Source organism: Streptomyces sp. NPDC001351 (genome assembly GCF_042896045.1).
Classification (GTDB): Bacteria; Actinomycetota; Actinomycetes; order Streptomycetales; family Streptomycetaceae; genus Streptomyces.
Genome location: NZ_JBIAWS010000006.1, coordinates 296,498 through 316,225 on the forward strand (window position 1 = coordinate 296,498; position 19,728 = coordinate 316,225).

At 71.9% G+C, this 19,728-nt stretch carries 14 protein-coding genes and 1 pseudogene; 7 read left to right on the forward strand and 8 right to left on the reverse strand.

Features of this window, described 5'->3' with window-relative positions; genetic code table 11:
• Positions 1-20: 20 nt before the first annotated feature.
• The 4 genes from ACFY1U_RS23690 to ACFY1U_RS23705 form a co-directional block, all read right to left on the reverse strand.
• Positions 21-1,478, reverse strand: coding sequence for an NCS2 family permease (locus ACFY1U_RS23690; protein ID WP_390696110.1), 1,458 nt, complete (start codon positions 1,476-1,478; stop codon positions 21-23).
• 167 nt (positions 1,479-1,645) lie between these two features.
• Positions 1,646-4,042 (reverse strand): xanthine dehydrogenase family protein molybdopterin-binding subunit, encoded by a 2,397-nt coding sequence (locus ACFY1U_RS23695; RefSeq protein WP_390696111.1) that lies wholly within the window; start codon positions 4,040-4,042, stop codon positions 1,646-1,648.
• Between the two features lie 3 nt (positions 4,043-4,045).
• A complete protein-coding gene (locus tag ACFY1U_RS23700; RefSeq protein WP_390696112.1) occupies positions 4,046-4,630 on the reverse strand; it encodes a (2Fe-2S)-binding protein in 585 nt (194 codons plus the stop codon).
• Positions 4,630-5,520 carry an FAD binding domain-containing protein gene (locus tag ACFY1U_RS23705; RefSeq protein ID WP_390696113.1) on the reverse strand — a complete coding sequence of 297 codons (891 nt, stop codon included), beginning with the start codon at positions 5,518-5,520 and terminating at the stop codon, positions 4,630-4,632. The genes ACFY1U_RS23700 and ACFY1U_RS23705 overlap by 1 nt, the downstream gene beginning before the upstream one ends.
• Before the next feature lie 345 nt (positions 5,521-5,865).
• Here ACFY1U_RS23705 and ACFY1U_RS23710 point away from each other — a divergent pair, with 345 nt between their 5' ends.
• The 3 genes from ACFY1U_RS23710 to ACFY1U_RS23720 all read left to right on the forward strand — a co-directional run bounded on the left by ACFY1U_RS23710 (position 5,866) and on the right by ACFY1U_RS23720 (position 9,094).
• A complete protein-coding gene (locus tag ACFY1U_RS23710; protein ID WP_390696114.1) occupies positions 5,866-7,566 on the forward strand; it encodes a PucR family transcriptional regulator in 1,701 nt (566 codons plus the stop codon).
• Between the two features lie 153 nt (positions 7,567-7,719).
• The gene (locus ACFY1U_RS23715) at positions 7,720-8,502 is read left to right on the forward strand and encodes a hypothetical protein (protein WP_390696115.1); all 783 of its coding nucleotides are present in this window, start codon (positions 7,720-7,722) and stop codon (positions 8,500-8,502) included.
• Positions 8,503-8,590: 88 nt separating this feature from the next.
• Positions 8,591-9,094: a DUF2231 domain-containing protein gene (locus ACFY1U_RS23720; RefSeq protein ID WP_390696116.1), complete on the forward strand. Its 504-nt coding sequence runs from the start codon at positions 8,591-8,593 to the stop codon at positions 9,092-9,094.
• Positions 9,095-9,239: 145 nt separating this feature from the next.
• Here the strand turns inward: ACFY1U_RS23720 and ACFY1U_RS23725 are convergent, their stop codons facing one another.
• A complete protein-coding gene (locus tag ACFY1U_RS23725; protein WP_390696117.1) occupies positions 9,240-10,040 on the reverse strand; it encodes a GntR family transcriptional regulator in 801 nt (266 codons plus the stop codon).
• A 168-nt stretch (positions 10,041-10,208) separates the two neighbouring features.
• Between ACFY1U_RS23725 and ACFY1U_RS23730 the strand changes: the two are divergent.
• Positions 10,209-10,752 (forward strand): annotated as a pseudogene (locus tag ACFY1U_RS23730) (hypothetical protein).
• Positions 10,753-11,054: 302 nt separating this feature from the next.
• On the forward strand, positions 11,055-12,098 hold the full coding sequence (locus ACFY1U_RS23735; protein WP_099932109.1) for a DUF2637 domain-containing protein: 1,044 nt from the start codon (positions 11,055-11,057) through the stop codon (positions 12,096-12,098).
• Positions 12,099-12,151: 53 nt separating this feature from the next.
• Here ACFY1U_RS23735 and ACFY1U_RS23740 read toward each other — a convergent pair whose 3' ends face one another.
• Complete coding sequence (locus ACFY1U_RS23740; protein ID WP_390696416.1) at positions 12,152-12,610, reverse strand: ATP-binding protein; 459 nt, start codon at positions 12,608-12,610, stop codon at positions 12,152-12,154.
• A gap of 227 nt (positions 12,611-12,837) precedes the next feature.
• Between ACFY1U_RS23740 and ACFY1U_RS23745 the strand changes: the two genes are divergently transcribed.
• Positions 12,838-15,846: an alpha-mannosidase gene (locus ACFY1U_RS23745; protein WP_390696118.1), complete on the forward strand. Its 3,009-nt coding sequence runs from the start codon at positions 12,838-12,840 to the stop codon at positions 15,844-15,846.
• A 15-nt stretch (positions 15,847-15,861) separates the two neighbouring features.
• Here ACFY1U_RS23745 and ACFY1U_RS23750 read toward each other — a convergent pair whose 3' ends face one another.
• A complete protein-coding gene (locus ACFY1U_RS23750) occupies positions 15,862-16,308 on the reverse strand; it encodes a hypothetical protein (RefSeq protein ID WP_390696119.1) in 447 nt (148 codons plus the stop codon).
• A gap of 333 nt (positions 16,309-16,641) precedes the next feature.
• Here ACFY1U_RS23750 and ACFY1U_RS23755 point away from each other — a divergent pair, with 333 nt between their 5' ends.
• Positions 16,642-17,949, forward strand: coding sequence for a helix-turn-helix domain-containing protein (locus ACFY1U_RS23755; protein ID WP_390696120.1), 1,308 nt, complete (start codon positions 16,642-16,644; stop codon positions 17,947-17,949).
• A gap of 94 nt (positions 17,950-18,043) precedes the next feature.
• Here ACFY1U_RS23755 and ACFY1U_RS23760 read toward each other — a convergent pair whose 3' ends face one another.
• Positions 18,044-19,576, reverse strand: coding sequence for a protein phosphatase 2C domain-containing protein (locus ACFY1U_RS23760; protein ID WP_390696121.1), 1,533 nt, complete (start codon positions 19,574-19,576; stop codon positions 18,044-18,046).
• Between the last annotated feature and the right edge of the window lie 152 nt (positions 19,577-19,728).

Consider the following 19,728-nt stretch of genomic DNA (forward strand, 5'->3'; position numbering starts at 1 on the left):
GGAGGGCCGTTCAAGGGCGTCTAGTGGACGCCCATCCAGCTCTCGATCGGGTTGAGGGCGAAGTAGATCAGGAAGATCACCGTCAGGCCCCACATGAAGGCCCCGATCTCCCGCACCTTGCCCTGGGCGAGCTTGATGGCGACGTAGGAGATGACTCCGGCGGCGACGCCCGCCGTGATGGAGTACGTGAACGGCATGATCACGACGGTCAGGAAGACCGGGATGGCGGTCGCGCGGTCGGCCCAGTCCACATGACGGGCGTTCATCATCATCATGGCGCCGATGACCACCAGGGCCGCGGCCGCGACCTCGCCGGGGACGATCGCCGTCAGCGGGGTGAAGAAGAGGCAGGCCGCGAAGAACAGGCCGGTGACGACGGAGGACAGGCCCGTACGGGCGCCTTCGCCGACGCCGGTCGCGGACTCGACGAACACCGTCTGGCCGGAGGCACCCGCGAGGCCGCCGATCGCGCCGCCCGCGCCGTCGATGAACAGCGCCTTGGACAGGCCCGGCATCCGGCCCTGCTCGTCGGCCAGCTTGGCCTCGGTGCCGACGCCGATGATGGTGGCCATCGCGTCGAAGAAGCCGGCGAGGACGAGGGTGAACACGATCATGCCGACCGTCATCGCGCCGACGCTGCCCCAGCCGCCGAACTCGACCTTGCCGAAGAGGGAGAAGTCCGGCATGGACACCGCGCTGCCGTGCAGTTCGGGAGCGCCGCTCGCCCACTGCTGGGGGTCGATGACACCCAGTGCGTTGAGCAGTACGGCGACCACGGTGCCGCCGACGATGCCGATCAGGATCGCGCCGGGGACGCCGCGTGCCTGCAGCATGAAGATGACGAGGAGCGTGGCGGCGAACAACAGGACGGGCCAGCCCGCCAGTTCGCCCGTCGGGCCCAGCGTCACCGGGGTCGCCTTGCCCTGGTGCACGAAGCCGGCCTTGACCAGGCCGATCAGGGCGACGAACAGGCCGATGCCCATGGTGATCGCGTGCTTGAGCGCGAGCGGGATCGCATTCATGATCATCTCGCGCAGGCCGGTGACGACCAGCAGCATGATGACCACGCCGTACATCACGCACATGCCCATGGCCTGCGGCCAGGTCATGTGGGGCGCGACCTGGGAGGAGAGCACACCGGAGACGGAGAGGCCCGCGGCGAGCGCGAGGGGCACCTTGCCGAAGAAGCCCATCAGCAGCGTGGTGAAGGCCGCCGCGAACGCGGTCGCGGTGATGAGGGCCTTCTGGCCGAGCGTGTCCCCCGCCGCGTCCTTGCCGGACAGGATCAGGGGGTTGAGCAGGAGGATGTACGCCATCGCCATGAAGGTGGTGATGCCGCCGCGCACCTCGCGCGCGACCGTGGATCCTCGCTTGGATATGTGAAAGTACCGGTCGAGCCAGGACCTGCCGGCCGGGATACGGGTTCCTTCACCCGCATCGCCGGCGGTGGCCGTCGGCTCCAGTGACTGCTGGGTCATGTGGGCCTACTCCCAAGGTTCACAGGGGCACCCGCGATTGCCTTCGGCGGTGCGGGATTTGGGAAGGTGCTTCGGCCGCACGACCCGGGGGACGGCCCGAGACGAACGATCTGGTTGCTCCGGGCGGCGCGGAGTGTGTGACGTTCCGTGCGCCGCCCGGAGGTCTTTCACACGGTTCCGGTGAGGTGCTCGGGCCGGACCGGGGTCCTGTTCAGCTCCAGGCCGGTCGCGTTGCGGATCGCCGCAAGGACAGCCGGAGTCGAGGACAGAGTGGGTGCCTCGCCGATGCCCCGCAGCCCGTACGGGGCGTGGTCGTCGGCGAGTTCGAGCACGTCGACCGGGATGATCGGCGTGTCGAGGATGGTCGGCAGCAGGTAGTCCGTGAAGGACGGGTTCCTGACCTTCGCGGTCTTGGGGTCGACGATGATCTCCTCCATCACCGCGATGCCCATTCCCTGGAGCGTGCCGCCCTGGATCTGGCCGAGGACGGACAGCGGGTTGAGTGCCTTGCCCACGTCCTGGGCGCAGGCCAGCTCGATGACCTTGACCAGGCCGAGTTCGGTGTCGACCTCGACGACGGCGCGGTGCGCGGCGAAGGAGTACTGGACGTGGCCGTTGCCCTGGCCGGTGCGCAGGTCGAAGGGCTCGGTGGGGCGGTGCCGCCACTCGGCCTCGACCTCGACGGTCTCGCCTTCGAGCACGTCCGCCAGGTCGGCGAGGACCTCGCCGCCGTCGGTGACGACCTTGCCGCCCTCCAGGAGCAGCTCCGCCGTCGCCCAGGCCGGGTGGTACGTGCCGAACTTGCGGCGGCCGATCTCCAGGACCTTCTCGCGCACCAGCTCGCAGGAGTTCTTGACGGCGCCACCGGTGACGTACGTCTGCCGCGAGGCGGACGTCGAACCGGCGCTGCCCACCTGTGTGTCCGCCGGCTGGATGGTCACCTGCGCGACGCCCAGCTCGGTGCGGGCGATCTGCGCGTGGACGGTGACACCGCCCTGGCCGACCTCCGCCATGGCCGTGTGCACGGTGGCGACCGGCTCACCGCCGACGACCTCCATGCGGACCTTGGCGGTGGAGTAGTCGTCGAAGCCCTCCGAGAAGCCGACGTTCTTGATGCCGACCGCGTAGCCGACACCGCGTACGACGCTCTCGCCGTGGGTGGTGTTGGACAGACCGCCGGGCAGCTGTCGTACGTCGAAGCCCTCGCTGGACTCCCACTGGCGCTCCGGCGGCAGCGGCATCGCCTTGACGCGGCGCAGGAGTTCGGCGACCGGGGCCGGGGAGTCGACCGGCTGCCCGGTCGGCATGATCGTGCCCTGCTCCATCGCGTTGAGCTGCCGGAACTCCACCCGGTCCATGCCCACCTTGTCGGCGAGCTTGTCCATCTGCGCCTCGTAGGCGAAGCACGCCTGGACCGCGCCGAAGCCGCGCATCGCGCCGCAGGGCGGGTTGTTGGTGTAGAGGGCGATGGCCTCGATGTCGACGTCGTCGATGACGTACGGGCCGACGGAGAGCGAGGAGGCGTTGCCGACGACGGCCGGGGAGGCGGAGGCGTAGGCGCCGCCGTCCAGGACGATCCGGCACTTCATGTGGGTGAGCTTGCCGTCCTTGGTCGCCCCGTGCTCGTAGGAGAGCTTGGCGGGGTGGCGGTGGACGTGTCCGAAGAAGGACTCGAAGCGGTTGTAGACGATCTTGACGGGCTTGCCGGTGCGCAGCGCGAGCAGACAGGCGTGGATCTGCATCGACAGGTCCTCGCGGCCGCCGAAGGCGCCGCCGACGCCGGCGAGCGTCATCCGGACCTTGTCCTCGGGCAGGCCCAGGACCGGGGCGATCTGGCGCAGGTCCGAGTGGAGCCACTGGGTGGCGATGTAGAGGTCGACGCCGCCGTCCTCGGCGGGTACGGCGAGACCGGACTCCGGACCGAGGAAGGCCTGGTCCTGCATGCCGAAGGTGTACTCGCCCCGGACGATGAAGTCGGCCTTCTTGGCGGCCTCTTCGGCGTTGCCGCGCACGATCGGCTGGCGGTGGACGATGTTCGGGTGCGGGACGTGGCCGATGTGGTGGTCGTCGCGGTTCTCGTGGATGAGGATCGCGTCCGGCGCGGTCGCGGAGGCCTCGTCGGTGATGACCGGGAGCTCGCGGTAGTCGACCTTGATCTTGGCGGCGGCGCGGCGGGCGGTCTCGGGGTGGTCGGCGGCGACGATGGCGACCGGCTCGCCGTGGTGGCGTACCCGGCCGTGCGCGAGGACCGGGGTGTCCTGGATCTCCAGGCCGTAGTTCTTCACCTCGGTCGGCAGGTCGTCGTACGTCATGACCGCGTAGACGCCCGGCGTCTTCAGCGCCTCGCTGGTGTCGATCGAGACGATCTCGGCGTGCGCGACGGTGGAGCGCAGGATCTGGCCCCAGAGCATGTCCTCGTGCCACATGTCGGACGAGTACGCGAACTCGCCGGTGACCTTGAGGGTGCCGTCCGGGCGGAGCGTGGACTCGCCGATGCCGCCCTTGGTCTTGGAACCCTGGGTGACCTTGGTGGGAGTGCCGATGGGAGCGCCGTTGGTGGGCATCGGTCAGACCGCCTCTCCCTGCCGGGCGGCCGCCAGACGGACCGCGTCCATGATCTTCTCGTAGCCCGTGCAGCGGCACAGGTTGCCCGACAGGGCCTCGCGGATGTCCGCGTCGCTCGGGTTCGGGTTGCGCTCGAGCATCTCGTCGGCGGCGACCAGCAGACCCGGGGTGCAGAAGCCGCACTGGACGGCGCCGGCGTCGATGAACGCCTGCTGGATGGGGCTGAGTTCGGTGCCCTCGCCGGTCTGCGAGTCCTGGCCCTTGGCCGCCCACTGCTGGGCGTCCTGAAGGGACGTACCGCAGGCACCGGAGGCACAACCGCCGTGCTCGGCACGCTGCTTGGCGTAGTCCGCGAGCCCCTCGACCGTGACGACCTCACGGCCCTCGACCTGACCGGCGGCGACCAGGCAGGAACACACGGGCACGCCGTCCAGGCGGACCGTGCAGGAACCGCACTCGCCCTGCTCACAGGCGTTCTTGGAACCCGGCAGACCGAGGCGCTCCCTCAGCACGTACAGCAGGGACTCGCCCTCCCAGACGTCGTCGGCTTCCTGCGGACGTCCGTTGACGGTGAAGTTGACGCGCATCACGCAGCTCCCTCGGTGGTGCGGCGGGCGCCGCGGTACGACTCCCAGGTCCAGGTCAGCGTGCGGCGCGCCATGACGCCCACCGCGTGCCGGCGGTAGCTCGCCGTGCCCCGGACGTCGTCGATCGGGTTGCAGGCGCCGGAGCACAGCTCCGCGAACTGCTTGGCGACCGACGGGGTGATGATCTTTCCGTTGTCCCAGAAGCCGCCCTCTTCGAGCGCCGCGTTCAGGAACTCCTCCGCGGCCTTGGCCCGGACGGGGGTGGGTGCCGCCGAGCCGATGCCCGTACGGACGGTGCGCGAGGACGGGTGCAGGGCCAGGCCGAAGGCGCACACGGCGATCACCATCGCGTTGCGCGTGCCGACCTTGGAGTACTGCTGCGGGCCGTCGGCCTTCTTGATGTGCACGCTCTTGATGAGCTCGTCGGCGGCGAGCGCGTTGCGCTTCACGCCGGTGTAGAACTCGTCGATCGGGATCAGCCGGGAGCCGCGCACCGACTCGACCTCGACCTCGGCGCCCGCCGCGAGCAGCGCGGGGTGGGCGTCACCGGCCGGGGAGGCGGTGCCGAGGTTGCCGCCGACGCCGCCGCGGTTGCGGATCTGCGGGGAGGCGACGGTGTGCGAGGCGAGGGCGAGACCCGGCAGCTCGGCGCGGAGGCTCTCCATGATCTTCGAGTACGGGACGGAGGCACCGAGCCGCACGCTGTCCTCGCCGACCTCCCACTCGTAGAGGTCGCCGATGCGGTTCAGGTCGAGCAGGTACTCGGGCCGGCGGTGGTCGAAGTTGATCTCGACCATCACATCGGTGCCGCCCGCAATGGGCACAGCGGTGGGGTGCTCAGCCTTGGCGGCGAGCGCCTCCTCCCAGCTGGCGGGGCGAAGGAAGTCCATGACCGGCTCTCTTCTTCGTCTCGTGAGTCGTACTGATCAAGCCAGATCTGGTGCGGCGGGCCCGGCTTGTTCATGTGCTGTTTACGCGGAGTGGAGTCAGTACACAGCGCCGTGCTCCACCCAGGTCAGTCACGGAAACCATGAAGGAGTTGGCTGGCCAGGCCGGGCATCTTGTAGATTCGTATGAACGGAGGTCATCAGTAACCTCTTCGTTTTCCTGTAGAAACGCAGGAAACAGCCTGGCAATCAAAGGATGCGCCGTGCGCACCGGTCGCCGGGCTCCTCCCACCGACCATCCCTCACCACTCATCGTAGATTTCGAGACAAAGAACGGCGGCGACGAGAATGCGGCTGCGCGCACTGCTGGACACCGACGCGCTGGGCCTCAAGCTGCTCGGCGGCGAGGACGAGCTGGACCGCACCGTGCGCGGTGTGATGACCACCGACCTCAGGGATCCCAGCCGCTACCTCTCGGGCGGGGAACTGGTCCTGACGGGGCTGGCCTGGCGCCGCGACGCCGACGACTCCGAGGCGTTCGTACGGATCCTGGCGCAGGCCGGGGTGGTCGCGCTGGCCGCCGGCGAGGCGGAGCTCGGGGACATCCCGGACGACCTGGTGGTGGCCTGCGCCCGGCACCGCCTGCCGCTGTTCGCGGTGCACGAGTCGGTGGCATTCGCGACGATCACCGAGCATGTCGTACGGCAGGTGTCCGGGGAGCGCGCCGGGGACCTCGCGGCCGTGGTCGACCGGCACCGGCGGATGATGACCTCCGGCCCGGCGGGCGGCGGCCCGGACGTGGTCCTCGACCTGCTCGGCTCCGACCTGGACCTGCGGGCCTGGGTGCTGTCCCCCACCGGCCGGCTGATCGCGGGCCCGAAGGTCGCGGGCCCCGGGCTGCCCGCCGACATCTGCGCCGAGCTGGCCGCCGAGCATCTCGCCGCCGCCCGCACGGGCCGGCGCGGACCCCACCGGGTGACGCTCGGCGCGGCCACCTACAGCCTCTTCCCGATCCGCAGCTCGGGGCACCGCCCGGCGGCGGCCGGGGGCGGGCGCTCGGCGCAGGCGTCCCGGGACGTGCGCGAGACGGTCCTGTCGGACTGGCTGCTGGCCGTCGAGGCGGACGCCGGGGACTGGCCCGCCGAGCGCCTGGACCTGCTCCAGGGCGTCACGCAGCTGATCTCGGTCGAGCGGGACCGCCGGGACGCGGCGCGCACGGTGCGCAGGCGGCTGGCGCAGGAGGTCCTGGAGCTGGTGCAGACGGGCGCCGCGCCCGCCGAGATCGCCGCCCGGCTGCGGGTGGCCGCGCCGGTGCTGCTGCCCGGTCTGGGGGCCGCCCCGCACTGGCAGGTGGTCGTGGCCCGGGTCGAGTGGGAGGGCGGCGACATCGAGGCGGGGCCGGTCGCCCAGTCGCTCCTGGAGGAGATCCTCGTCGACCCGCTCGCCACCGGTCCGGAGCCCTCCGACCGCATCGCCGTGGCCCACACGGGCGACGAGGCGATCGCCCTCGTACCGCTGCCGGCCGTCTCCACCGAGCACGACGGCTCGGAGTCCGGCATCCTCGCGGACGCGCTGCTGGAGTCCGTACGGGATCCGCTGTCGGCCGGTCTGGACGGCGACGGTCAGGTCACCTTGGGCGTCAGCGCGGCCGTGCACTCCGCGGAGGGGCTGCGCGGGGCGCTGGAGGAGGCGCGGCACGCCCGGCGGGTGGCGGCGGCGCGGCCCGGGCGGGTGTGCGCGGCGGGCCACCAGGAGCTGGCCTCGCACGTGCTGCTGCTGCCGTTCGTCCCGGACGACGTGCGGCGGGCCTTCACCGCGCGGCTGCTGGATCCCCTGCGGGACTACGACCGCCGGCACCGCGCCGAGCTGATCCCCACCCTGGAGGCGTTCCTCGACTGCGACGGCTCCTGGACGCGCTGCGCGACCCGGCTGCACCTGCACGTCAACACGCTGCGCTACCGGGTCGGGCGGATCGAGCAGTTGACGAGCCGTGACCTGTCGCGGCTGGAGGACAAGCTCGATTTCTTCCTGGCGTTGCGCATGAGCTGAGGTCACCGGGGCCTGCCACGGGGGAGGCACCAAGTGCCGTCGCTGTCCCACGACTTTGTGAAATCCTTCACCCACCCCCTTGGCCGGGCGCCGCGATTCGTGCTGAGATGCCGCCACCACTCATAGCTCGATGGCGTGCTCGGGGAGGGCAACGTGGCGCATACCGCCATGTCTGGTAACGGAACGACCGCCGGTGACGATCCCCTCCAGACCGCGGTATGGCGGCTGCGCTCACGCGCCTGCTGGGCCGATGCGGCAGCCCTGCTCGATCCCGGCACCGCGGACACCGCGCTGCAGCGGGCCGCGCTGCTGGTCGAACGGTGTCTGTACACCGAGCAGGGCTGGGAGGAGGCCGAGGACGCGCTGCGTACGGCCGAGGCGCTGGCCCACACCGACGACGAGCGGGGAGCGGCCGCTTGTGAACGCGGGTACTTGGCGTACGCCGCGACGCTGCTGGGGGTCCGGGACCGGGCCGACGAGGCGCGCGCCGCGCTCGGGCGGACGGCGGCACTGATCCCTCCGGGGACGGCGGGTCGGGCCCTGCTGGACTTCCGGCGCGGGCTGCTGGCGCAGAACCTCGCCGACGCTCCCCAGGCGGCGCGGGCCGCGTTCCGCCGCGCCCACGCGGGCGCCACCGCGCACGGCGATCTCCTGCTGCTGTCCTTCACCTGGCGGCATCTGGCGGGACTCGCGCTGCGGGAGGGGGAGTTGGCGGAGGCGCGGCACGGGTTCAGCGAGTCGCTGCGGATCCGCGAGGAGCTGGGGTATCTCGTCGGTACGGCGCCGGCGCTGGTGTCCCTCGCGGACGCGGAGGCGGAGCCTGAGGCCTCGCGGCTGCGGGAGGAGGCCCGGCGGCTGTTCCAGTTGCTCGGCGGTGTACCGACGTGGCTGGCGCGGCAGCTGTCGCCGCCGGCGGCGGGGGCGGCCACCGCCTGAGAGGCGCCGCGGTCGAGAGGCCACTCAGAGGAACCTGAGAGGTTGCTGTGCCAGGGTGGCGCGCCCGACCCCCCTGGAGGAGCACCCGATGAGCCTCGTCAACGGCTTGCCCGCACATGTCCTGTTGGTCCATTTCGTCGTGGTAATGGTGCCACTGACGGCCCTGGCCCTGGTCGTGTGCGCCGTGTGGCCGACCGCCGCCCGCCGCATGGGCGTGGTGCTGCCGGTACTGGCCCTGGTCACCCTGGCGAGCGTGCCGCTGACCACGGGGGCCGGCGAGTGGCTGGAGAAGCACGTGGGCAGCAACGCCCTCGTACGACGGCACGCGGACCTCGGCGACGGGCTGCTCCCCTGGGCCCTGGGCCTGTTCGTCCTCGCGGCGGCGGTGTGGTGGACGACCCGCCGGTCGGCGGCGCAGCAGGGCGGCGCCCGTTCCGGGTCCGTCATCCGGATCGCGGCCGCCGTGCTGTCCGTCGCGGTGGCGGCGGGCGCCGTGGTCGACGTCTACCGCATCGGCGACTCCGGCGCGAAGGCGGCCTGGCAGGACGGCTACTCGAAGACGGCGACCGGATCGGCCGACGACAACGGCTGACCTGGTCGGCCCCCTGACGGTCCGTGCGGGAGTTCCGGTCGGCGGGAACTCCCGCACGGACTATGACATTCCATCGGCGCCGTCACGGGACACGCCGGCGGTCAGACCCGTGGCAACTCCGCACGGACCACACCCCGCGCAGCGCTCAGGACGCCCCCGCGAAGTGTTCCGCCACCAGTGCCCGCACCACGTCGAGGTCTCGCGCGATCAGCGCGTCCAGCAGGGTGGTGTGTTCGGTCGCGTCCGCCAGGAGCGCCGCGCGGCCCCGGGCGGACGGGCTGCCGACCAGGGGCCACTGGGCCCGGCGGTGGAGGTCGTCGGCGATCTGGACGAGTTGTTCGTTGCCGGAGAGGGCGAGCAGGGCGCGGTGGAAGGCGCGGTCGGACTCCGCGTAGGTCGCGCGGCAGCCGGAGGACGCGGCGCGGAGGGTCGCCTCGGCGAGGGGCCGCAGTGCGGCCCAGCGCTCGGCGGGCACCGTGCGGGCCAGGCGGAGCATCACGGGGATCTCGATCAGTGCGCGCACCTCGGCCAGCTCGGCCAGTTCGCGGGCACCCCGCTCGACCACCCGGAAGCCACGGTTGGGGACGACCTCGACCGCGCCCTCGAGCGCGAGCTGCTGCATGGCCTCCCGCACCGGCGTCGCGGAGACCCCGAACCGCTCCCCCAGCGCGGGCGCCGAGTACACCTCGCCCGGCGTCAGGTCGCCTGCGACCAGCGCGGTGCGCAGCGCGTCGAGGATCTGCCCGCGCACGGAGGCCCGCTGGACCGGGCGGGGCCGGGGCATCGGCGGTTCACTGTGCGTGTGCTCACCCCGCGTGGCGCCCGCGTCGACGCCTCGCTCCCGGTCCACGTCCTGAGCCCTGGGCTGCGGCGGAACCCGGGGCTCCGCGCCGGTCCGGGCCTGAGGAACACCCGTGCCGGCGGAGCCGTGGGTGCTCTGCTGCACGGGTCCTCCTCCGGACGTGTCGGTACTTGGGGTCATTACGGCTGGTTGTTACTCGCCCGTCAAGCACCTTAGGCGCAGTTGTCATCAGTTCAAATCCCATTCAGTTTCGGTAAGGATAGGCTTACTTTTCTAGTCGTCATGTATCCGTCATGGCGGGGTGGTCCTCGCATCCCCGCGCCGCACTCGGCGCTCAGCGCCGCCTACGCCCGCCTGAACAGGGCCTTCCCCGGGCCGGCCGTCATGGAAGTGGGCGTCGGTGGGCAGGTCCCGACGGGCGGTGGACGGGTCTCCGCCGCCTCGCTCGCGGAGGGCGGCGTCGATCTCGACACATTCCTGACACAGGACGAGGCGCAGGTGCTGCGCGACCACGGAGTGCGCGCCCGGCCGGACGTCGTCGCGAGCTTCGGGCCGAACCGGTACGCGAGGCCCGCCCGCCCGCTGATCACCGCCGCACCGCCCGGCGCGCGCCTCGTCGACGGCGAGGAGGCGCCGCGGGGAGAGGCGCGGGCCGCGGTGGCCGAGCATCCGGAACCCGTCCTCGCCGGGTTCGGGCCGCGGACGCGGCGGCCCGGCCGGGGAGCACCGGCCCACCCGCGACCGGGCGAGTCGCCGCATGTTCTGCACCGTGCGCCCCGAGGAGACCTGCCCCACCTGCCCGCACGCCTGCGACGCGGACCGGGCCGGCAAGCCGTCGGCCGCCGCCGCGAGTTGAGGCACCCTCACGCACACCGGCCGCCGGCCGTCCCGTAAGATCGGCGCGAACAAGGCGCCCGCCCGGTTACAGGCAATTCACAACTTCCTCACTTGCCGCAGGAACTTTCCGTGGAACCATCCGTACGGGTAGTCTTATTCGAACTCAACTCCCGCCCCTCAAGCGGCAGTTCGAGCAGAACGCCGCCCTGGGCATCCCCTTGCACTTCCTTGGCGGCCTCTTGCCCCGAAACCCCCTGAGGGCCGGTGGGATTGGGCCACTATGGCGGGCGATACGCCCTATCCCAATGCAAGGGACCCCAGATGAGACTGACCGACATATCGCTGGACTGGCTGCTTCCGGGCGCCGTACTGCTCCTGGGCATGCTGGCGGCGGTGGCGGTGCTCGCGCGCAGCAAGCGCTCCGGGGAGCACGCGAAGACGGACGATTCGTGGGAGCGCAGCGAGGAGCGCCGCCGGCGCAAGGAAGCCATATATGGCACCGCCTCCTATGTCCTGCTGTTCTGCTGTGCGGCGGTCGCCGCCGCCCTCTCCTTCCACGGCCTGGTCGGCTTCGGCCAGCAGAACCTCGGCCTGACCAACGGCTGGGAATACCTGGTGCCGTTCGGCCTGGACGGTGCGGCCATGTTCTGCTCCGTGCTCGCGGTCCGCGAGGCCAGCCACGGTGACGCGGCCCTCGGCTCCCGGATACTCGTGTGGACGTTCGCGGGCGCCGCGGCCTGGTTCAACTGGGTGCACGCGCCCCGGGGCATCGGTCACGACGGTGCGCCCCAGTTCTTCTCCGGCATGTCCCTGTCCGCGGCCGTCCTCTTCGACCGCGCCCTGAAGCAGACCCGCCGGGCCGCACTGCGCGAGCAGGGCCTGGTGCCGCGCCCGCTGCCGCAGATCCGTATCGTCCGCTGGCTGCGGGCCCCCCGCGAGACCTACAAAGCCTGGTCGCTGATGCTCCTGGAGGGTGTGCGCAGCCTGGACGAGGCGGTCGACGAGGTGCGCGAGGACAAGCGGCAGAAGGAGGAGAACCGGCTGCGGCGCCGCGAGGCGGACCGCCTGGAGCGCGCCCAGCTCAAGGCCATCAGCCGGGGTCACCGCGGGTTCATCGGCCGCGGCGGCGGGCGTCAGGTGGAGCCCCAGGCCCTGGAGCGAGCCTCCGCATCGGTCTCCGCGGAGCCTGCCATATCCAGCGCGGAACCGCTGCCCGTGCGCTCACGACCGTCCCTTCAGCCCGTCCGCAAGGCCGGTTCTGAACCGGTGACCGTCGACCTCACCGCGGAGGACGACACAATGGCCCTGCCGCGCCTCGACTCCCTGGAGCGCAAGCTCAAGGACCTCGAGCAGCAGTTCGGCTAGAACGGCCTGCACGGGAAGGGGGCGTGACCTTCGGGTCACGCCCCCTTCCCGTGTCATGTCGCTCCGGCGTCGAGTTCGAACCACACCACCTTCCCCACGCCGTGCGCCCGCACTCCCCAGGCGTCCGCGAGGGACTGCACCAGGACCAGGCCCCTGCCGTGCGTGCCGTCGTCGGCGTTCGGCACGCGCAGTCTGGGCCTGCGGCCCACGAAGTCCCTCACCTCCACCCGCAGCCCACGGGGTCCGACGGTGGCGGTCAGCACCGCGTCGTGGTCCGTGTGGATGAGTGCGTTGGTGACGAGTTCGCTGGTGAGCAGCTCCGCTATCTCCGAGCGTCCGGGCCGCCCCCACTGCCGTAGCAGCTCGCGCAGTGCCCGGCGTGCCTCGGGCACCGCCTTGAGGTCCGCGCGGCCCAGTCGCTGCCGCAGCTTCCGTATCTGGGACGGCTGCGCCTGGTCCGCGTCGCCGTCGGTCTTTTCCTCCGTCTTCGCCGAGAAGGCCCCGATCGCCATGGGACCGCCCCCTCGTGCCTGCCTCTTCATGACCCCCGCCCGCGTGCCGATGTCGGTCCCCTCCTTGTCGAACACGTTCACGGGATCCATGCCCCTCTGGGCACGGGGCAGTCATGTCGAATCCTCGGCGGCCAGGTGTTCGGCCACGGATGCTGCGGTTCCGGCCGGATGGAGGGACCCTGTGGAAAGCGAGGCACCACAGCCGTCCGAGCGCCGAGGGAGCCGCCGTGCACGACGACCGAACGCTGGTGGAGGCGCGCCTGGAGCGTGCCATGGGACAGTTCGTGCGGCCCGCGCAGTACGCGAAGCGCGTGCCACTGGTGCTGTCCGTGTGGCATGTGCCCGGCGAGCCGGTGCCGGTGGACCAGGCGCTGCAGGCCGACTACGAGACCTTCACAACCGGAACGGCCTGGGGAAAGCCCTGGTCGACGAGTTGGTTCCGGTTGACGGGCCAGGTCCCCGAGGAGTGGGCCGGGCGCCGCGTGGAGGCGGTGATCGACCCCGGGTTCACGGGGGACGGGCCCGGTTTCCAGGCCGAGGGGCTGCTCCACGACGCCTCGGGCGTGCCCCTGAAGGGCATTCACCCGCGCAACCGGCACCTGGCCGTGGGCTCCCCGGCGAGCGGAGGCGAACCGGTGCATCTGCTTCTGGAGGCAGCCGCCAATCCGGCCGTGCTGCACGGGTTCTCACCTACGCACCTGGGGGACGTCCTGACCGCCGGGGACCGTCTCATCTACCGGTTCCGCTCTGCCGACCTCGCCGTACTCGACGAAGCCGTGTGGCAGTTGGTGCTGGACGTCGAGGTGCTTTCGGAGCTGATGCACGAACTGCCCATGGACCGGCCCCGGCGGCACGAGATCCTGCGCGCCCTGGAGGACATGCTCGACGCCCTCGATCTGCACGACGTCTCCGGTACGGCGGCCGCCGCCCGGGCCGCGCTCACCGACGTGCTGTCCCGTCCGACCGCGGCGAGCGCGCACCGGATCTCCGCGACCGGGCACGCGCACATCGACTCGGCCTGGCTGTGGCCGCTGCGCGAGACGGTCCGCAAGGCCTCGCGCACCTTCGCCAACGTCACCGCACTCGCCGCCGACTACCCCGAGCTGGTGTTCTCCTGCTCGCAGGCCCAGCAGTACGCCTGGGTGAAGGAGCACCAGCCGCACATCTGGGAGCGGATCAAGAAGGCCGTGGCAGACGGCAACTGGGCGCCCGTCGGCTCGATGTGGGTGGAGTCCGACGCCAACATGCCCGGCGGTGAGGCGCTGGCACGGCAGATCGTGCACGGAAAGCGGTTCTTCGCCGAAGAACTGGGCGTGGAGACGGAGGAGATCTGGCTGCCGGACTCCTTCGGCTACACCGCGGCCTTCCCGCAGCTCGCAAAACTGGCCGGAATCCGATGGTTCCTCACCCAGAAACTCAGCTGGAACCAGTCGAACAAGATGCCGCATCACACCTTCTGGTGGGAGGGCATCGACGGCACCCGCGTCTTCACCCACTTCCCGCCCGTCGACACCTACAACTCGCAGTTTCACGGCCGTGAACTCGCCCACGCGGAACGCACCTTCGCCGAGAAGGGGCGCGCCACCCGCTCCCTGGTGCCGTTCGGCTGGGGCGACGGAGGCGGCGGCCCGACCCGCGAGATGCTGGAGAAGGCCCGCCGACTGCGCTCCCTGGAGGGTTCACCGCGGGTCGAGGTCGAGAAGCCGTCCGCGTTCTTCGCGGCCGCCGAAAAGGAGTACGGGCCCGCGGCCCCGGTGTGGTCGGGCGAGCTGTACCTGGAGCTGCACCGGGCCACCTACACCACCCAGGCGAAGACCAAGCAGGGCAACCGGCGCTCCGAACACGCCCTGCGTGAGGCCGAGTTGTGGTGCACCACGGCGGCCGTACGCGATCCTTCGTACGCCTATCCCTACGACGCCCTGGACCGGCTGTGGAAGACGGTGCTGCTGCACCAGTTCCACGACATCCTGCCCGGGTCGTCGATCGCCTGGGTGCACCGGGAGGCGCGGGACACGTATGCGCGGGTGCTCGCGGAGGTGGAGGAGCTCACGGCGGCGGCCGTGGAGGCGCTCGGGACGGGCGGGCCCGTGGTGCTCAACGCCTCGCCCTACGAGCGGACCGAGGTCGCCGGGGGCGTGCTGGTGACCGCGCCGGGGCTGGGCAGTGCGCCGGTCGTCGGCGCGGCGGGCGAGGTCGTCCGGGCCGGGGAGGACAGCGGCACGTACGTGCTGGAGAACTCCCGGCTCCGGGTCACCGTGGACGCACAGGGCTTGCTTTCCTCGGTCCGCGATCTCGCCGCCGACCGCGAAGTGCTGTGCGGTCCCGGCAACCTCCTCCAGCTGCACCCGGACCACCCCAACGCCTGGGACGCCTGGGACATCGACCGGCACTACCGGCGCCGGTACACGGACCTCACGGACGTCGAGTCGGTGGAGCTGGTGGAGGCCGGGCCGCTGACGGCGGCGGTGCGGGTGACGCGGACCTTCGGGAAGTCGCGGATCACCCAGGAGCTCCGCCTCGCGGCCGGTGCGCGGCGCCTCGACATCGTCACGGACGTCGACTGGCAGGAGTCCGAGAAGGTGCTCAAGGCCGCCTTCCCGCTCGACGTGCACGCCGAACGCTCCACCGCGGAGATCCAGTTCGGGCACGTCCACCGCCCCACCCACACCAACACGTCCTGGGACGCGGCCCGCTTCGAGATCTGCGCGCACCGCTGGCTCAGGGTCGCGGAGGAGGGCTACGGCGTGGCGGTCCTCAACGACTCGACGTACGGCCACGACGTGACCCGCACCCCGCACGAGGGCGGCCTCGGCACGACCGTACGTCTGACGCTGCTGCGCGCCCCGCACAGCCCGGACCCGGAAACCGACCTGGGCACGCACCGCTTCACCTATGCGCTGCTGCCGGGCGCGGACGTCGGGCACGCGGTCGCGGAGGGGCTCGCCCTGAACCTGCCGCTGCGGGTGGCGCAGGCGCCGGTCGTGGAGCCGCTGGTCCGCGTCGACCACCCGGCCGTGGCCGTCGAGTCGGTGAAGCTCGCGGAGGACCGCAGCGGGGACGTGGTGGTACGGCTGTACGAGTCCCGGGGCGGACGGGCGCGGGTCACGCTTTCGCCCGGGTTCCCGGTGGGCCGGGCCGAGGTGACGGATCTGCTGGAACGGCCACAGCACGAAAGCGACTTGCGCTTCGAGCTGCGGCCGTTCCAGATCCTCACCGTGCGGCTGCGACCGGCGTAGCGGCCCTCGCCTCCGTCACCTCTCGCCGATGTGGAAGATCTTGCGGCTGTCGCGGGTCATGTCGACGACCAGCTTGGTGGTGGTCGACTTGCTCCAGGTGAGGGTGACGACGGCCTCCGTGCGATTCGCGGTGCTGCCGTTGTCGGTGACCTTCCAGGCGAGCGGGACGTTCTGGGCGCGCAGGACGCCGTCGGCGTGCTCCCTGTCCTCCCACGCCGCCAGCTGCTTCTGGAAGGCAGGGGTCAGGTAGTGGGCGCGCAGCGCGTCCCCGAGGTGGCCGCTGTCCTCGTCGGTCACCGCGTCGATGTAGGCGCCGTAGAAGTCGGCGATACGGCTGATGTTGTCGGACGGCTTGCCGCTGACGCTGTGCGCGGCGCCGGCAGAGGCCTGGGCGGTGGCGCCGAGGCCGAGGGCGACGGCGAGAAGGCCGGCGGTGAGGACGGTGCGGGTCTTGCTGCTCATGTTCGGTTCCCCGTTTTCGAGTGACTGAGTGACTGAGTGGTCGAGTGGTCGGGCTGTGCTGTGGGCCGCCCTCCCGACCCCCGAGGCGGGAGGGCGGCCCTGGTCCGCTCGGGCATGGGCGTGCCCCGTGAACGAGCGCATGGGTGTCGGTCGTCGCCCGGCGCCGGATGGTCGGTCCGGCCCTGGTCGGTGCGACACCAAGAGCATCGGCGGTCACCACGGCCCGGCGCAACGACTGCCGCCCTTTCGGCGACGGTGGAACCATCCCAGCCCTTCTGACGTGCAGATACATGAGTGCCTGGGATACGGGATGCGGTGGATGACGGGGGAACAGTGGAGACTCGGGACGACGTCGAGGCGTTCGCGGCGCTGTTACGGCAACTGAAGGACCGCACGGACCGGAGCTACGGCTCCCTGGCCCGCCGCCTCAGCATGAACACCTCCACGCTGCACCGGTACTGCGCGGGCGAGGCGGTACCCCAGGACTTCGCTCCGGTGGAACGGCTCGCGGCCTTCTGCGAGGCGACGCCGGAGGAGCGGCTCGAACTGCACCGGCTGTGGCTGCTGGCTGTGGCGGCACGGCAGCGGCCGCGGGCCGCGGGCGAGGGGTCCGGCGCAGAGCCGACGCAGGCCCCGGCGGGCCGGAGCCCTGGGGGGACGAGTGCCGAGGGACCGTCGCGCCCGGAGGAGCGGGTGCGCCCGTCGGCCCCTGCCTGGTTCCGGCGCCGGCGCACCCTCCTCGGGATCGCCGTGGGGACCGTACTGCTCGTCACGGTCGGCAGCCTCTCCGCCCTGTCGGCCGACCGCTCGCCGGGCGATTCGGCCAAGGCCCCCGGACAGTCCAGTACCTCCGAACCCCCCGCGTCCCACCGCCCCACGGCCACGGCGACCAGCCCCTCCCCCACCGGCTCCCCGGCCTCACCGTCGGCAGGCGTGCGGGCTTCGGCCGACCCCACGTCGAAGGACGGGGCGACGGCCGAAGGGAACAACGGAGCGCCCGCCGCCACCGGTGTGCCGCTCGCCTGGTCCGCCGACTCACAGATCTGGGACGGAGGCTGCGCACACGACTACGTCATCGACAAACAGCCGGACCAGGTGCCCCCGCCTCCGGTGCCCCAGGACGCCGCGGCCTGGGCGGCGACGCAGGGGGCAGTGCACGGGCGGCAGACCATGGTGCAGATCTCGGTGCAGGGCAAAACGTCCACGGCCGTCGTACTGGACGCCCTCCGGGTCCGCGTCGTCAGCCGCGGCACCCCGCTCAAGGGCACCACGTACGACATGGCGCAGGGCTGCGGCGGCGGCCTCGGCCCGCGCTACTTCGACGTGAACCTCGACATCAACCGCCCCATCGCCCGCGCGGTCCCGGGCGCCGACGACCGAGGAGACCCGGCCCCCGCCGTGCAGTTCCCCTACCGCGTCTCCGCTCAGGACCCGGAGGTGCTGCTGGTCACCGCGACGACCCAGACGTACGACTGCTCCTGGTACCTCGAACTCGACTGGTCCTCCCAGGGCCGCACCGGCACGGTCCGCATCGACGACCACGGCCGCCCCTTCCGCACCAGCAGCATCAAGGGCCTGCCCCGCTACTGGTACGGCACGAACGGCCACGGCGTACGGCAGTGGGTGCCGGCCGACAGCTAGTCAAGGGCGGGGCACGTTCCGCAGGTTGGAGCGGGCCGTCTGCAGCAGTTGGCGGTGCCGTCTGCGTGGGTCCATGAATGCATACGCCGGGTCCTCACGCCTCCCAAACGGCGGCAGCCGTACGGTCGTCCGCGTACCCCTTGACCCTGACCTGGGTGTCGGCGAGGAACGCGGCGAGGCCGGGCGGGGTGGGCCCGGACCACCGGGTCGTCAGATACCGGCACAGATCGGGTTCGCCGCGCAACGGCTCCGCGAGGCCGCCGCTGCACATCAGAAGCGTGTCGCCCGGGCGGGCGACGGAGGCACGGAACCGGAAGGGCTCGCGGGGCGGCTCGGGGGCGGGTTCGTACGGGCTCGGCGGGGTCGGGATCCCCAGGTCCATGGTGAGCCGGTCGCCCTCGGGGGTCTCGGCGGGCAGCGAGCCGAAGCCGACGACGGGCTCGCCGGTGACCTCGCTGACCCGCGGCTCGATGTCCTGCCAGTCGCCGTCGCGGAGGCGGAACAGCCCGCCGGCGCCGACCCCGAAGAAGACGCGCGTACGGCACTCGGGGTCGGCGGGCAGGAGCAGACAGCGCAGGGTGGCCGCGTACTCCTCGGGCTCGATGCCCTGCTCGGCGGCGCTGGCGCGGAGTTTGCCCAGGCTGCGGTCGGTGAGGCGGTGCAGGCCCGACTTGAGGTCGCCGCGCCGGGCGGCCCTCATGTCCTCCGCGAGCCGGGCATGACTGCGGCCGACGGCCCGGCCGATCCAGTGGCAGGCCTCGGCGGCCGCCCGGTGCGCGCCGGGTGTGGCGCGGGCGCCGGTGGCCATCGCCACCAGGACCAGTGCGTGCTCTCCGGTGCCGAAGCGGGCGGTGAGGAGGGAGTCGCGGCGCGGCTCGCCCCGGTAGCGGGCGGAGTCACCGCGGACGGAGACGGCCCGGAGGGTGCAGGCGCCGTAGCGGGCGCCGTCCAGCACGGTGTCCGCGACCAGGTCGTCGAGCTCGTCGGGGTCGGCGGGCGGGAGGGCGGTGGGCTCGGCGTCGTAGGTGGGCGGGCCCGAGCCGACGTAGTCGAGGGAGGCCGGGGGGAGGGTGGGGAGGTCGAGGTGGGTGGCGGTACGGGCGGGTGCGGCGTCCGCCGCGGGGGCCGGCGCCGGCGAGGAGGCGGCCTGCCGCGGGACGGCTTTCCCGGCGGCGGCACGATGGCGCGCGGTGTACGGGAGCGTGCCGTCGGCGACCTGCGGCAAAGGGCTGTCCGCGGCATGACGCGGACGGTGCTCCGCGGCATCCGGGTCCGCCGGGGTGACGGCGGCGGGCGAGCCGTCCCGGGCGGGGCCCGCGTCCGGAGCGTCACGCGGGCCGGCCGCCTCGGGGGGCATGCGCGACTCGGGAACCGTCGTGACCGGGGTTTCCGTGGAGGTACGGCCGCCGGGCGGGGGCGGCGGATCCCAGGGCGCCCCTCGCTGGGCGAACCCCTCGTCCACGCCCTCCGCCCCGGCCTCGGTGCCCATGGCTCCGGCCACCGAGGCGAACCGGTCGTCCAGGGTGTCGGGTGCGGATGCGGGGCCCGTGTCCTCGGTGGAGTCGTCGTACAGCTGCCCCCACCAGTCGTCCTCATGACCGGTGGGACTTCCCCCCTGCTGGCTCATGCCCCTAATTGTCCACCGCATGGGCGGTATGAAAACGGGGCATCAGGAAAAACCGCCACGGCACTCGGCCTCGGGCGCGCATCGAGGGTGAGCCGTCGAACGGCGGTGCGGTAAGAGGGGCCGGTGTGACCCGGGACCGGACCACCGACCTG